The 13,407-nt window shown below is 72.1% G+C and carries 13 protein-coding genes, 1 tRNA gene and 1 pseudogene; 11 read left to right on the forward strand and 4 right to left on the reverse strand.

Annotated elements, in window-relative coordinates:
* The first annotated feature begins 53 nt into the window (after window positions 1–53).
* From J7E86_RS23660 to J7E86_RS23670, 3 genes and pseudogenes are all read left to right on the forward strand, one after another.
* A complete protein-coding gene (locus tag J7E86_RS23660) occupies window positions 54–359 on the forward strand; it encodes an EamA family transporter (RefSeq protein WP_215083975.1) in 306 nt (101 codons plus the stop codon).
* A 71-nt stretch (window positions 360–430) separates the two neighbouring features.
* Window positions 431–737 (forward strand): annotated as a pseudogene (locus J7E86_RS31320) (DUF885 family protein); the annotation flags it as partial.
* Between the two features lie 120 nt (window positions 738–857).
* Complete coding sequence (locus tag J7E86_RS23670; RefSeq protein WP_308312705.1) at window positions 858–1,019, forward strand: DUF885 family protein; 162 nt, start codon at window positions 858–860, stop codon at window positions 1,017–1,019.
* Window positions 1,020–1,148: 129 nt separating this feature from the next.
* Here J7E86_RS23670 and J7E86_RS23675 read toward each other — a convergent pair whose 3' ends face one another.
* Window positions 1,149–1,622: a helix-turn-helix domain-containing protein gene (locus J7E86_RS23675; RefSeq protein ID WP_215083976.1), complete on the reverse strand. Its 474-nt coding sequence runs from the start codon at window positions 1,620–1,622 to the stop codon at window positions 1,149–1,151.
* Window positions 1,623–1,705: 83 nt separating this feature from the next.
* Here J7E86_RS23675 and J7E86_RS23680 point away from each other — a divergent pair, with 83 nt between their 5' ends.
* The 8 genes from J7E86_RS23680 (at window position 1,706) to J7E86_RS23715 (ending at window position 8,213) form a co-directional block, all read left to right on the forward strand.
* The gene (locus J7E86_RS23680) at window positions 1,706–2,941 is read left to right on the forward strand and encodes an MFS transporter (protein ID WP_215083977.1); all 1,236 of its coding nucleotides are present in this window, start codon (window positions 1,706–1,708) and stop codon (window positions 2,939–2,941) included.
* 347 nt (window positions 2,942–3,288) lie between these two features.
* Window positions 3,289–3,672 carry a VOC family protein gene (locus J7E86_RS23685; protein ID WP_215083978.1) on the forward strand — a complete coding sequence of 128 codons (384 nt, stop codon included), beginning with the start codon at window positions 3,289–3,291 and terminating at the stop codon, window positions 3,670–3,672.
* A 202-nt stretch (window positions 3,673–3,874) separates the two neighbouring features.
* Window positions 3,875–4,162: a helix-turn-helix domain-containing protein gene (locus J7E86_RS23690; protein ID WP_215083979.1), complete on the forward strand. Its 288-nt coding sequence runs from the start codon at window positions 3,875–3,877 to the stop codon at window positions 4,160–4,162.
* A complete protein-coding gene (locus J7E86_RS23695; RefSeq protein ID WP_215083980.1) occupies window positions 4,155–5,702 on the forward strand; it encodes a helix-turn-helix transcriptional regulator in 1,548 nt (515 codons plus the stop codon). Before J7E86_RS23690 ends, J7E86_RS23695 begins: the two co-directional genes overlap by 8 nt.
* A complete protein-coding gene (locus J7E86_RS23700) occupies window positions 5,702–6,274 on the forward strand; it encodes a transcriptional regulator (RefSeq protein WP_215083981.1) in 573 nt (190 codons plus the stop codon). The genes J7E86_RS23695 and J7E86_RS23700 overlap by 1 nt, the downstream gene beginning before the upstream one ends.
* A gap of 113 nt (window positions 6,275–6,387) precedes the next feature.
* On the forward strand, window positions 6,388–6,813 hold the full coding sequence (locus J7E86_RS23705) for a contact-dependent growth inhibition system immunity protein (protein ID WP_215083982.1): 426 nt from the start codon (window positions 6,388–6,390) through the stop codon (window positions 6,811–6,813).
* A 187-nt stretch (window positions 6,814–7,000) separates the two neighbouring features.
* A tRNA-Met gene (locus J7E86_RS23710) sits at window positions 7,001–7,074 on the forward strand.
* Between the two features lie 719 nt (window positions 7,075–7,793).
* A complete protein-coding gene (locus J7E86_RS23715; protein ID WP_215083983.1) occupies window positions 7,794–8,213 on the forward strand; it encodes a hypothetical protein in 420 nt (139 codons plus the stop codon).
* On the opposite strand, the gene J7E86_RS23720 is transcribed toward J7E86_RS23715, so the two are convergent.
* From J7E86_RS23720 to J7E86_RS23730, 3 genes are read right to left on the reverse strand one after another with little or no spacing between them, the layout of a single operon-like run.
* Entirely contained in the window at window positions 8,193–11,012 is a 2,820-nt protein-coding gene (locus J7E86_RS23720; RefSeq protein WP_215083985.1) for a pyridoxal-dependent decarboxylase, read from the reverse strand. The genes J7E86_RS23715 and J7E86_RS23720 overlap by 21 nt on opposite strands.
* Window positions 11,000–11,914 (reverse strand): hypothetical protein, encoded by a 915-nt coding sequence (locus J7E86_RS23725; protein ID WP_215083987.1) that lies wholly within the window; start codon window positions 11,912–11,914, stop codon window positions 11,000–11,002. Before J7E86_RS23725 ends, J7E86_RS23720 begins: the two co-directional genes overlap by 13 nt.
* Window positions 11,911–13,320, reverse strand: coding sequence for an aminotransferase class I/II-fold pyridoxal phosphate-dependent enzyme (locus J7E86_RS23730; RefSeq protein ID WP_215083989.1), 1,410 nt, complete (start codon window positions 13,318–13,320; stop codon window positions 11,911–11,913). The genes J7E86_RS23725 and J7E86_RS23730 overlap by 4 nt, the downstream gene beginning before the upstream one ends.
* Window positions 13,321–13,407 lie beyond the last annotated feature (87 nt).

Consider the following 13,407-nt stretch of genomic DNA (forward strand, 5'->3'; position numbering starts at 1 on the left):
TGCGGCCGCTTCTGCTGGACCTGGTCGTCAACGGCACCAAGGGCTACGCCGAGTTGCCCCACCAGATCGGGTGGACGGCCATCCTGTCCCTCCTCTTCCAGGCATACCCGAACACCGTGCTGGGGTACGTCGTGTGGAACTGGCTGCTCCGCGAGTACCCGGTATCGACCGTCGCGCCGCTCTCCCTGCTCGTTCCGGTCTTCGGCGTGGCGGGCTCGGTGCTGATCTTCGACGAGTCGCTGCCGCCGCTCAAGCGGGTGGCCGGAGCCCTGGTCGTCGCCGGTCTGGTCATCGGCCTGTACGGCAAGCGGCTGGCCGGGTCCAGGACCGCCGCCCGGGTCCCGTCGGTGAGCCGATGACCGCCCTGAACGATCTCGCGGACCGGTACGTGGACGAGCTGGCCGTGCTGGATCCGTGCCTGGCCGCGGTGATGGGCATCGCCGGGCAGGAGGAGCGGCTGACCGACTTCGGCCCGCAGGCGGCGCGGGCGCGGGCGGAGCTGGCACGTCGCACGCTGAAGGTGGTCGAGGCCACGCCGGTCGCGGGGGAGCCGGAGCGGGTCGCGGCGGCGGTGCTGCGTGAGCGGCTCGCCACGGAGGTGGCACTGGCCGAAGCCGACGCCTACGGCACGCTGCTGGACACCCTCGACGGGCCCGTCCAGCGGGTGCGGCACGCGGTGGGGCTGCTCGAACAGGGCGGCGAGGCCGCGTGGGACGCGTTGCTGGCACGGCTGCGGGCCGTCCCGGGAACGCTGGCGGGCCTGCGCGAGAGCCTTCAGGCCGCGCGGCGCGGCGGCCGGGTCGCGCCGGTTCGTCGAGTTCGAGATCGACCGGTATCTGGGGCGCCCCGGGCAGGCCATCGCCTACAAGTTGGGGGAGAAGGTGTGGCTGGAGGCGCGGGAGGAGGCCCGCCGCCGCGACGGCGCCGCGTTCGACCTCAAGCGGTTCCACCACCACGCCCTGGGCCTGGGGCCGATGGGCCTGGACCTGCTGCGCGCCGAACTGACCCGCAAGGACTGACGCGCAGGGCCGGCAGCGCGTCGAGCGGCCCGGCCGGGTGTGGCGGACCACAGTCCCTGCCGGGCGCACGCCACCGGCACCACGTAGTGGCCTCCTCCGAGGGGCGCGTGGGCGGCGGGGGTCTGCTTTCTACCGCGTCTTCTGCACGTGGGTGGTATCGGTGTCCAGGAGGGTGCCGTCGGCGCCGGTCGGCGCGATGTCCGGCACAGGGTTGCCGTGCTGGTCGACAAGGGTGGAGTGGGTCTCGCCGGGGGCGAAGGCGTGGCGTTCTCCCCACTGCCGCAGGGTGAGGATGACGGGGAAGAGGTCGCGGCCGGCGTCGGTGAGCACGTATTCCTGGCGGCGGCCCGACGGCGCGGTGCGCTGGGCGAGGAGCCCGTGAGCGGTGAGCTTGCGGAGGCGGCCGGTGAGGATGTTGCGGGCGATGCCGGTGCGTCGCTGGAACTCGGTGAACGATCGTGCCCCGTCCATCGCGTCGCGGATGAGGAGAAGGCTCCACCTGTCGCCGACGAGGTCGATCGTGCGGGCGACGGGGCACTCGGGGTCGGTCCAGTCGGCGTCGGTCCGGCCGGGGTTCGGGGCGCGCGTGGTGGTGCGCGACATGACACCTCCCAATGAGTTGCGGATTGAAACCATCATGCCGTACCGTTAAAACGGTTGCAATCTGCTACTCATTGGGGAGTGGGATGAACGTGTGGCGGCGGTTGCTGCTCGCGGTGGTGTGTGGTGTCGCTGTGGCGAGCATCTATGCCGCGCAACCGGTCCTGGCACCGATGGGACGCGACCTCGGTGTGCCGGCAGAACTCACCGGGTGGATCGTCGCGACCGGCCAGTTCGGCTACCTGTTAGGACTGGTGCTGCTGGTGCCGCTCGGCGACGTGGTCGACAGGCGCCGGCTCATCGCCGTGCACCTGGCGATCACCGCGGTGGGCATGATCCTGACGGCCTCGGCGTCAGCCGCATGGGTGGCGTTCGCGGGGCTCGCGGCGGCCGGGGTGTTCGCGGTCGTGGTGCAGACCACGGTGGCCTACGCCGCGTCGGTCTCGCCGCCTGCCGAACGCGGACGGAACATCGGTGTCGTGACCTCCGGCGTCGTGGTCGGCATCCTGGGCGCGCGGGTCGTCACCGGCACGCTCGCCGAGGTATGGGGCTGGCGCAGCGTCTATGCCGTGCTCGCGGTGCTCTCACTCGCTCTCGCGGCCCTCGTCCTGGCCGTACTGCCCTCGGGGGAGCGCCCCAGCCGAACCACGGGGTACGGGCAGGCCGTCGTCTCACTCGGCGGACTGTTCAGGCAGCGCCTCTTCCTGACGCGCGGGCTCATCGCGTTCTTCTTGTTCGCATCGTTCGGAACCCTGTGGAGCGGACTGTCCCTGCCGCTGGCGGACGCGCCGTGGCACCTGAGCGAGAGCCAGATCGGACTGTTCGGCATCGTCGGACTAGCCGGCGCACTCGGCGCGGCACGCGCGGGACGGTGGGCGGACGCAGGACGGACGACCCCGGTCACCGGTCTCGCGCTCGTCCTGCTCATCCTCTCCTGGGCGGTGATCGGGCAGCTGCCGTGGACACTGTGGCTCCCCATCATCGGAATCGTGGCTCTCGACTTCGCGGTCCAGGCCGTGCATGTGAGCAACCAGCACCTGCTCACCACCGCGCATCCCGATCGCATCAGCAGCGTCATCGGCTGCTACATGGTCTTCTACTCGCTCGGCTCCGCCCTCGGCGCAGCCGCGACCACCGCCATCTTCACCGTCCACGGCTGGGTGGGATCCAGTCTCCTCGGGGCCGGATTCGCGGCCTGCGCGCTGGCCGTCTGGGCGATCGACAGGCGACTGCCCCACCCTGGCGCGAACCTCCGATCCGAGGAAGCGGGCACGCGCCAGGCGCGGGAGGAAATACAAGAGACCGGCCAAGCAGTTCTTTGAGCGCTCCCTGGTCTCCGTCATGACGCACCCGGGGCAGGAGCGGGCCTGGTTCGGCTCGCTCCGGCAAGGTGCTGCGGGACGCGGCCGGCGGGCACCAGACCGGCTGACCGGCAGGGGGTGCGTCCTTCCCGGTCAGCCTGATGGCGAACGCCGTTTCCTCGCCGAACTCCCGGTGCCGTCACGGCCGGTGCGTGCGCAGTGGGCTCCGGCCCGGTTCCCGGTGGACCCCCGCCGCCGGGGACCGTACCGGAACCCACTGCGCGACGTCCCCGGCCCGCGGGCCGGGGACGCAGGCGCCCAGCATGCGGCCGACGATCGACTCCGGCTTGTCTCCCTGCACTGACGGCATGGCATGCCGCATCAGTGAACTGGTCATCGACTGCACCGACCCCGACCGGCTCGCCGCATTCTGGAGCAAGGCCCTCGGCTACGTAGAACTCGGCCGGGAGGACGACGGAAGCATCGGGATAGGGCCGCCCGACGCCGGCTTCGGCGGCCCGCGGCCCACCCTCGTCCTCAGCCCCAGTAGCGACCCGCGGACCGGGAAGCTCCCCCTGCACATCGACGTCAACGCCACCGACCGCGACCAGGACGCCGAGCTGGAGCGGCTGCTCGCTCTCGGCGCCAGGCCCATCGACGTCGGCCGGACCGGCACCGAGAGCCGGCACCGCCTGGCCGACCCTGAAGGCAACCAATTCTGCCTCCTGCCCACCCGGCTCCAGCCCCTCTGACCCCATGCGTCCTGGCGCCAAACCGCTCGGCCGTCCGAGTGAGGCCGGGGATCTGCCCGCCGGTGTCAGCGCCCGGGCCGCGTCGCGGCGGCGACGGCAGGAGCCGGCCGCTAGTCGCCAAAGCGAGCCGTACTCGCATGATTGATGCGCCAAAGTGAATTCTCATGCGTGTACCGCATCGATTTCGGATATCATGGGAGCCATGGGACTGAGTCTGGAGGAGTCGCTCCGGCTGACGGTGGCGGCGTTGATGCAGGCGACGGGCGACTCGCAGCGGGTGATCGCCGCGGTGCTGGGCCTGACGCAAACGCAGGTCTCGCGCCGGCAGTCCGGGGCCACTTCGTGGACCCTGCGCGACGCCGATGTCCTGGCCGAGCACTACGGCCTCACTGCGCTGGACCTGCTGGCAGGGCCGACCCGGGCCTGCGAGACGCTGCCCGCCGCCCGGCGCCGTAACACCAACGCGGAGAGGGCGCGGGCCGGTGAGTGACTTCGACGCGATCGACTCGCTGCTCGCGGCCGTCGGCCCGGAAGCCGAACTCCCGGCCCCGGAGAGGCGGCGGGAGCTGCGCGAGCGGGCCCAATTGTCCAAGGCACAGGTGGCCCGGGCGCTCGGGGTGAGCCCGAGCACGGTCGCCGCGTGGGAGAGCAGCCGGGACCCCTCCGGCGAGACCCGGACCAAGTACGCCTACCTCCTGGACGGATTGGCCGCCAAGTTCGCCGCCGAAACCGAACCACAGCCGGCCCCCGCTGCCGAACCGACCGCTCCGCCGGCCGGCGGCCCGACAGCTGACGGCCCCTCGCCGGAGCCCGGGGAGGAGGGTGGGGACGAGGTCGAGGTCCTCGCCGTGCCCGAGCCGTGTGTGCTCTGCGGCCGCCCGGCCAGGCACCGCGTGGCGGGGTTCGCCCAGCACCTTCACCCGGCCGACTGCCAGACCACCACCGCCGCCGCGCCACCCGCTACGCCCGGACCGCCCGAGGCTCCTCAGGCCGGCAAGCCGGCGACGAGCACGTCGCGGCCCTCCGGGCGTTCCCAGGGTCCGGCCCGGCGGGCGTTCCAGGAGCCGTCCGGCCCGGCCGATCTGATCGGCCAAGCGGTGCGGGCCGCCCTCGCCGAGCACCAGGGCGACGTCGAGGCCGCGACGGCAACGCTGCTGAAGCGGGCGATCCCGGACGCGATGCGGCTGCTGGACGAGACCCGCAAGGGCGCCCGCTACGACATCGTCGCCCACCCCTGGATCCCCGACATCCTCAAGAAGCAGACCTCCCGCGGCGCCGACCAGATCTGGGAAGCCCGCCCCAAATGGACCCGATCCGAGCTCCCGCCCGGCCTCCACGAGGTGACCGCCCTCGACATCAACGGCGCCTACCTCTCCGCCCTCAAAACCCACCTCCCGCTCGGACAACTCGAGCACTCCGCCGGCCTCGCCCACGACCGCCGCCGCGCCGGCGTCCACCTCATCACCCCACCCGCCTGGGACCACGAAGCGGTACTGCCCAACCCGATCGGCCACCGGGACGAACCCGGCCCCCTGTGGGTCACCGAGCCCACCCTGCGCCTCCTGCTGCGCGTGTCGGGCCCGAAGTACGGGTTGTGCGAGCCGCCGGAGATCCACGAGTCCTACACCTCCGGCGCCACGGAAAATCTCCTGGAGAAGTTCCGCACCGTCCTCAAGGACGCCCGCGACGTGGCGATCGAGCAGGGCGACGAGGTCACCCTGGAATACGTCAAGGCGATGTACTCCAAGTTCGTCTCCACCATGGGGGAGTCGAACTACAACCGGGAGCTGTACCGCCCTGACTGGATGCACATCATCCGCTCCCAGGCGTTTGCGAACCTGTGGCTGAAGGCCCTCAAGGCCCACGACGAGGGCTTGGCGGTCGTGCGTGCGATGGGCACCGACGAGCTCCACGTCACCGGTGACTGGCGCCGTGTCTTCCCCGAAGGCCGCGGCGTTACCGAGGTCAAGGTCAAGGACACCTACACCGCCGGCACCGAGCACACCGGGGCAGCAGGGGAGGAGGAGTAATGCCGGAGAAGAATCTCGACTTCGGGAAGTTCGGCGCCCGCGGCATCAAGGGCAGCGACGCCGTCGCCCGCAAGCTCGACGAACTCGCCGGCGGCATCGCCACCCCGGTGACCGCCAAACGCGGCCTGATGGCACGCCTGCACTACCTGACGAAGTCGGGCAAGAGCCGCCAGGCCGCCAAACAGGCCGGGCTGACGGTCACCGACCGCACGCTGAAGGCGTGGCTGGAGGGCAAACGCCGCCCGTCGAAGACCAACCTCGAACGCATCGACGCCGCCTACCGGGCAGTGCGCCGCCAGAACGTCGCCCGCCACCTCCTGGGACGCCTCAACGCGGGCGGCGGGACCCGGGTGGAGATCCACCCCCTCAACCAGTCCCAGGTGCCGCGCCCCCTCCAACGCGTCGTGGAGTACCGGACGATGAACGTCCGCCGCTGGGACAAGATCGTCGACTCCTGGGCGGCCGGCGACCACCAGGGCCTGGACGACGCGTGGACCACCGACGTGCTCCCGGACCTGGGCTCGCAGTGGGGCCAGTACGAGTACGTCACCAACATCGGCTTCGCCGCATAGGAACCTTCGCAGGCATGGCCCCGACCTGACACCGGTCGGAAAGTCTTCCTTCCGGACGGTGCACGGCGGCAGCCGGCCGCAGCGGACGCCGCCGACCCCCGAGAATGAAACCCATGGAACGCCTGCTACACCTCGACCGCACACTCGACCAGCTGGACCCACCCCCCTGGACGACTCCGGCCGCCGACGAGACCCGCCTGGTCCGCACGGTGCATGAGTTGCGGTGCGTGCCACTGAACGAACTCCGCCCGGAGGATCTGCGCACGCTCATCTCTCAGCGAGTGGCCCTGCCGTACGTCCTGCCGCTCGCGGTGCGCTTGCTGCTCGATGAGCCGCTGCTGGAGGCGTACTTCTACGAGGGGGACCTGCTGCACGCGGCCGTCGAAGCCCCGGCTTCAGCCTGGGCCGTGCTGCCGGACCTCGCCGCGCGGCTGCGCGCCGTGATCACGGCTCTGCCGGAGGCGGCGGTCGCCGAACTGCCGCGCGGCGCCGCCGAGAAACTCACCCGCTTCCTCGCGCGGCCCGAACCCCCTGGCTGACCCGATGAAGATGACGGAGAGGGATCCGCCCTGGCCTCGCACATGACCGCCCGGCGGTTCCGTTCCGACCGGCGCCCTCCTCTCCACCCTCCGCCGCATCGGCCTGGCCGCCGTCACAACCACCTCACTCCCGAGCGGAAAGTGGTCTCCGGCACCAGCTGTGATGGCGTACGGTAGGGATCACCGACGCGGGGTGGAGCAGCTCGGTAGCTCGCTGGGCTCATAACCCAGAGGTCGCAGGTTCAAATCCTGTCCCCGCTACTGCCTGAAGAGGGCCCGGATCCCATATGGGATCCGGGCCCTCTTCAGATTGTGAGCGAGGTCCTTGCCGACGCGGCACCGCGCTACCGTCTCCTGCGGGTGGCGTTCGGGTATTCGGACTGTACAGAGACGGCCGGGTGCAGGCTCATCGGCGACGCTCCGGACGCCGCGGTCGGGCGGCTCGGTCCGGAAACCGCCCCGGTGGTAGTGCGGATGGCGCCGGCGGACCGGGCGGCGTTTGTCCGGGCGTTCTCTTGCCCTTTGGTCCCTGACACGGTGAACGCCCGCGCCGCCGCGACAGCCCGGCGGATGACCGCAATCGGCCACCTCGCAGCCGCCTCCGAAGGCACCGTAGCGGCGCGACAGGGCTTCTACGCCGGCACGACGTGCGCGACCGGTTCAGCGACCAGCCGATGGCGGTGTCACGCCGTTCCACGGTGCCGGCCCGGGGCGCGTCGATGGCATCCCGCGCCTCCCGTGAACGTCGTGCTGCGATTGGCCTCCGGATTCTGCGATGCGCCCGGACGCACAGGTTCCCGAGCCGGGAGGATGGTGCCGTTGGTGCACGGGGACGCAGAAGGAGAGGGTGGGCGACCATGGGCTGGAAGAAGCCTTCAAGGATCCGCCGTTTCACGGCTGTTACAGCGTCGGTCACGCTGGCCGTGCTGGGGACCGCCGTGCCCGGAGCGTCGGCATCGGCGCACCCGTCTCGCGCCGCCGTGAGTTGCACGGGAAGCAACACCATCTCGTTCTCGCCCGGCCTGTCGCTGACCGCGCAGCACACCCGGATCGGCGGAAGCGGTTCCTACAGCTGTCTGTCCACGGACCCGGCGGTGAAGTGGGGGAGGTCCTCGATCAGCGGCGGCGGACGCAACGGCTGTTTCTTCTCCGACGCGACCACCGTTGAGCGCATCACGTGGAACACCGGGGAGAAGACGAAGGTCGTGTACCACTTGGGCACCGTCCAGCAGGTCGCCGGCCAGGCGGTCGTCCTGGTGGTGGGCCGGGTGGTGGAGGGCAGGTTCAAGGGCCGGACGGTGACCTCGCCGGGTCTTCAGACCGTGCTGAACCCGCTGGAGTGCGCGTCGAAGGGCGGTGTGGAGCGGATCACCGGACCGTCAACGCTGCTGATTGTCTGACGCCCGCACATCCTCCCGGCCGTACCGAGCAGCCAGGTCCAGGACGTGCGCCACATCGGCCCGGGTGCTGAGCGGGTTGATGGTGCACATGCGCAGCACGGTGGCGCCGCGCACGGTGGTGGTGAGGAGTATCGCCTGGCCGTCCGCACACACCCTCCGGCTGATGCGGCTCTGGACGGCATCGGCAGCGGCATCGGTATCCCAGCCCACAGGCGTGTCGCGGGGGTGGTAACGGAAGGTCAGGACGGCGAGGCTGGGCGGTGTGACCAGCCTCAGGTCCGGGTGGGCGTCGATGAGAGCGGCGGCGTACTCGGCCAGGTCCATGCCGTGCTCGATGGCCTGCCGGAACGCCTGGGCGCCGAAGGTCTTCAGGGACAGCCAGAGTTTCAGCGCGCGCAGGCCGCGGCTCTGCTGAGGTCCGTAGTCGGAGAGGTTGACCTCCCCGTCCGTGGCACCGGCGGGATGTGGCGCGTGGGCCGGCCTGAGGTAGCCGTCGTCCAGGGCGTGGCGCGCCATGCCGAAGGTGGCGGGGAGCAGTTCCGGTCGTCGCAGCAGCGCACAGCCGATCTCGTAGGGCTGGAAGAGCCATTTGTGCGGGTCGATGGTGAGGGAGTCGGCCCGGCCGAGGGCGCCTTGTAGGTGGTGCCCACGGGGGGTGCCGGCGGCGGCCGCGCCGTGGGCGCCGTCGATGTGCAACCACAGGCCCTCGGCCTCGCACAGGTCCGCGAGGTCGTCGAGCGGGTCGACGGTCCCCGTGCCGGTCGTGCCGAGGGTGGCGACGGCGGCGAAGGGCCGTAGTCCCGCGTGCCGGTCGCGGCGGACGCGGTCGGCCACGGCGTCGGCGTCCAGGCGCAGCCGGTCGTCGACGGGCAGGACGGTGAGTTGTCCGCGGGTGAGTCCCAGCAGGTGGACCGCCTGGGCGACGGAGGGGTGGGCCTGGGAGGAGCAGTAAAGACGGGCGTTGTGCAGCCGTCCGTCGAGGTGGTGGTCGCGGGCGGCGGCCAGGCAGGTGAGGTTCGCCGTGGATCCGCCGCTGACGAACAGGCCGCCGTGGCCGTCCGGGAGGCCGAGGAAGGCCTTCAGCCAGCCGAGGGTGGTCAGTTCGAGCTGGGTGGGTCCCGCTCCCACGAGCCAGGCCCCGGGCACGGACAGGTGGGCGGAGGCGAGGGCGTCGGCGAGGACGGCCGGGAAGTTGCCGGTGGACGGTACGAAGGCGAAGCAGCGGGGGTGGTCGAGGCGGGTCGCCTGGGTGAGGGCCTGCCGGGTCACGTGGTCGAGGAGACCGGGCAGGTCGTGCGTGCCGTGCTCGGGGAGAGGCTCGTCCAGGACGGCACGCAGGGCGCCGGCCGAGGGGACGCGCAGGGGTGGCCGGGGATCGGGCGCGGTCATCCGCTCGATGACGAGCTCGACGGCGTGGCGGCCGGCCTCGCGCATCAGCTGTTCGTCCAGCCGTAGTGGGGGCGGGCCCCCCACGGTCTGCCGGCGGAAGAAGGCGACCCAGGCCAGGGCGCCGGGCCGTGGTCGCGGGCGCGGTTCCAGGTCGGCGACCGGCCCGGGGAACTGGACGAGGGCGAGCTCCTGGCCCGTGGCGACAGGCCCGGGGCGGGCGATGGGCCACCACAGTGCCTCGTCGGCGGCCAGCTCCCTGACGTCGGGCGGCCCGGGCAGCGGCCCGGCCGCCTTCTCACCGTCCCGGCGATAGCGCCCGGTGGCGGGCAGGCGGTGCATGGTGTTGCCGGAGCCGGCGTGCACGACGAGCTGGCTGGGGCGTGGCCCCGGCGGGAAGGGCCTGGCCACCGAAGGGGGCAGGGCGGGCAGGAGGAAGGACAGGATGTGCAGCCCCAGGCAGGGCAGCAGCCCAGCCGCCCGTTCGACCGCCTGGACGAGGGAGACCACCGTCTGGAAGCGCGGGTTGACCTCGACGGCCAGCAGCCGGCCGTTCTCCTCCACGAGGTCCAGGCCGAAGACGCCGCGAAAGCCGCGCGCCCGCAGGACGTCACCGACGCGATGCGCGGCCGAGCGCGCCTGCGCATACAGCCCGGCGGGCAGATCGTCCGGGCCGACCAGCTGGTTGCCGCAGTGTGCGCCCCAGGAGGCAGCCGTCTCCGGCAGCCCGACCAACTGGTGGGAGACCGCCGAGACGACGGTCCGGTCCGGGCCCGCGCACGCGCTGACGGTCAAGGAGATACCCGGGGCGAACCGGCTGAGCTTCACGGGTTCGTCCGGCCACGCCTCCAGACGGGCTCGCAGTCCCGGCAGCCCGGCGACGGGCACCGTGCCGCGACCGATGAGGTTGTTCTCCCTGCGCTGGGCGACCGCCCGGGACCACCGGCCGTCCCAGTAGGCCTCGGCCGGCTCGCGGTCCATGGCGGGGATCACCAGGAAGGGCGGTACGGGGACGCCGGCCTCGGCGAACAACCCGGTGACGCTGATCTTGTCGGCCGCCCGGGCTGTGACGGCGGGGTCCGGGGCGAGCAACCGGTAACCGTGCGTCCGGGCCCAGGTGCGGGCGTTGTCCCCGTGCTCGGGGGCGAAGGACACGCAGACGCGACCAGGGCCGGGCGGAGGCGGCCGGTGACCGGGCGGGGGTTGCGGCAGCGGTTGCCAGGCGGACACCGGTTCATGCCGCAGCCAGGCAGGTCCCGGCCCAAACGACGCGCTCAGGAACGGGCAGTGATCGAGCCATACGGCCTCGTCGACCAGCTCGGCCAGCAGCCGCAGGCCGGTGCCCGCGTCGATGCCCTCGATGTCTCCCACGGCGCCGGCGACACCGCTCGTGTGCCCGGTCAGCTCTCCCACGGCCGCTCCCCGGTGCCGGCCCTGTGCTGCTGCAGGAGCGAGGCGCCACCGGGGACGCAGCGCTCACAGATCGCCGCGTGCGCCCTGCGATTGCGCCGCTGCGCCGCCCGGAGCAGTGCTTCCGCGCGGCGCAGCGCGGCGACGGGTACCGTGCGCGGCAGCTCCCCGAGCGCGTCCCTCAGCGCGCGCATCCGCTCCGCCATCACCTGGTGCTCCCGGTTGAGGACCCCGGAGAACCCCGGGGCCAGGAACGGCGGTTCCATCGTGGGCCGTACGTCGTCCCGGTAGACGGACGCGGGGAAGTCCGAGGCGTAGGCCATGGCGGCGGTGGCCGCGTCGTAGAGCGCCCGCAGCCGCTCCAAGTCGCGGCAGACCGATGCCCAGTGCGCTCCGCGCACCTGGGTGAGGGTGTCGTCCAGAACACTGTTCATGGCGGCCAGCAGGAGGTGGAAGAGCTGGTGCCCCAGCTTCCAGCGGCGCAGTGCATCGCCGTGGTCGTCACCGACCGGGCCACCGGTGGGCGTACCCGCGCCCGCCGCCGCGCCCGCCGCCGTGGCCCCGGCCGTGGCCCCGGCCGGGGGCTCGTCCGGCAGCGAACGCGTCCGCAGCCACGCGGTCAGGGTGACGTGGGAGGCGTGCAGCAGGCCGGTCAGGACGTCGGCGCGCTGGGGAGCGTCCAGGCCGGTCGCCGGAAGGTCGGCGAGGACGGCGCTCTGGAGCCGCAGCACGTCGCGCGTCCAGGAGACCAGGTCCGGCGCGCCGCGCACGATGCGGAAATAGCGCTCGTAGTCGGCGGTCGCCGCACCGACGACGAGAGACGGGACGCGTGAGTCGGCGGCCAGGGCCAGCGGCGCCGGCGACGTCGTCCACGGCGGAACCACGCCATCCCGCTCCAGGCTCATCGGCCGTCCCCCCGCAGGTCGGCGCACGCCGCCTTGGCCAGCTTCTCCACCCGGTGGTGCAGATGCTCCAGATACGGCTCGCTCTCCGGCTTCATCAGCACGCTGCGCAGGACCCGGGTGTGGTCGCTGTCCGCTACGGCATCCGCGCGCCGCGCGGTGAACTCTGCGGCGGGGACCCGGGCGACACTGAGGAAAACGGGTTCCTCCTTGGTGTTCATCCCCCGGCGCATCACCTCACTGCTCCTGGCAGCGATGAGCGACAGCCGGGACGGCGCGTCCGCCGCGGACGCCGGATAGTACGTCACGATGTCGAGCTGGGGCGGCTGGTACACCTCCAGGTACGGGCTGGCGCCGATCAGTTCGGCCCAGCGGAGGGCGGCGCGCCGCCCGGCGGCGAGCACTCCTCCGAGCCCCTCGCGGGTGAGCGGCAGCAGCCTGAGCGTCAGCCACAGAGCGGCGGCCGCGGCCCCCGAGCGGGAGCACTCGAGGCTGATCTCCCCCAGGTGCGGCCGGCGGGACGTGTAGTAGGTGTAGGGCGAGTCGTGCCGGAAGAACCGGGCGACCTCAGGATCCCGGAACAGCACCGCCCCGCAACCGTACGGCTGCAGGCCGTGCTTGTGCGGATCGATCGCCACCGAGTCGCACCGGGCCACCGCCCGCAGGGCATCGCCGGTCTCCGGGGCCAGCAACTGCGCTTCACCGTCGGCGAGCAGCCTGAAGAACCCGCCGTAAGCGGCGTCGGCGTGGACGCGCACCCCGTACCGGCGCGCCAGCGGAACGATGCGGTGCAGCGGGTCGACGGCGCCGAACGCCGTCGTCCCCGTGGTGGCCACGACCGTCCCGACGTCCCCGGCGCACAGCAGCCGCTCCAGCTCGCTCACGTCCATGCGCCCTCGGTCGTCCACCGGCACCGTCTGCACGGGGATGCCCAGAAGGTGACACATCCGGGTGTGCGTGTAGTGGGCGTCGCTGCTGACGGCCACGCCCGCACCGGGCCGGCTCTCGCGGGCGACGAACAACGCCTCGAGGTTCGCCTGCGTACCGCTGCTGGTCAGGTGCCCGAGGTGATCGGCGAACCCGGCCATGGCCGCCAGCTGCCCGACCACCTCCTCCTCCATGGCGGAGGTCGCCGGACCCCCGTCCAGGGCATGGTTGTTGGAGTTGACCAGCATGGCGGCCACGTAACCGGCGACCGCGACCGGATGCGGCGGCTTGAGCATCTGCCCGGCGTAGCAGGGATGGAAGAAGGGGTAGCTGCCGCGCAGCCGAGCGGTCAGCTCCTCGAAGGCCACCTCGAACGCCGCCTCGTCCACCGCCGTCGCGGGATGGCCCGCGAACTCCCCGTACGTCCGCGCCCACTCCCGGAACGCCACGGCGCCCCGCTCAAGCCAGTACTCCAGCTCCATCCCCACCCCCGCACCGGCCGGACCCCTCCCCGACCGGATCACCATAGCGGCGGTAAATCACCTCATAGCGACAATCGGCGTCAATCA

This window comes from Streptomyces sp. ISL-11, from assembly GCF_018614525.1.
GTDB lineage: Bacteria > Actinomycetota > Actinomycetes > Streptomycetales > Streptomycetaceae > Streptomyces.

Coding starts and splice junctions, on each gene's coding strand:
- J7E86_RS23675 (WP_215083976.1), bottom strand. CDS start 1,622: ATGTCGCGCACCACCACGCGCGCCCCGAACCCCGGCCGGACCGACGCC.
- J7E86_RS23725 (WP_215083987.1), bottom strand. CDS start 11,914: ATGAGCCTGGAGCGGGATGGCGTGGTTCCGCCGTGGACGACGTCGCCG.
- J7E86_RS23730 (WP_215083989.1), bottom strand. CDS start 13,320: ATGGAGCTGGAGTACTGGCTTGAGCGGGGCGCCGTGGCGTTCCGGGAG.
- J7E86_RS23680 (WP_215083977.1), top strand. CDS start 1,706: ATGAACGTGTGGCGGCGGTTGCTGCTCGCGGTGGTGTGTGGTGTCGCT.
- J7E86_RS23700 (WP_215083981.1), top strand. CDS start 5,702: ATGCCGGAGAAGAATCTCGACTTCGGGAAGTTCGGCGCCCGCGGCATC.
- J7E86_RS23705 (WP_215083982.1), top strand. CDS start 6,388: ATGGAACGCCTGCTACACCTCGACCGCACACTCGACCAGCTGGACCCA.
- J7E86_RS23685 (WP_215083978.1), top strand. CDS start 3,289: ATGGCATGCCGCATCAGTGAACTGGTCATCGACTGCACCGACCCCGAC.
- J7E86_RS23690 (WP_215083979.1), top strand. CDS start 3,875: ATGGGACTGAGTCTGGAGGAGTCGCTCCGGCTGACGGTGGCGGCGTTG.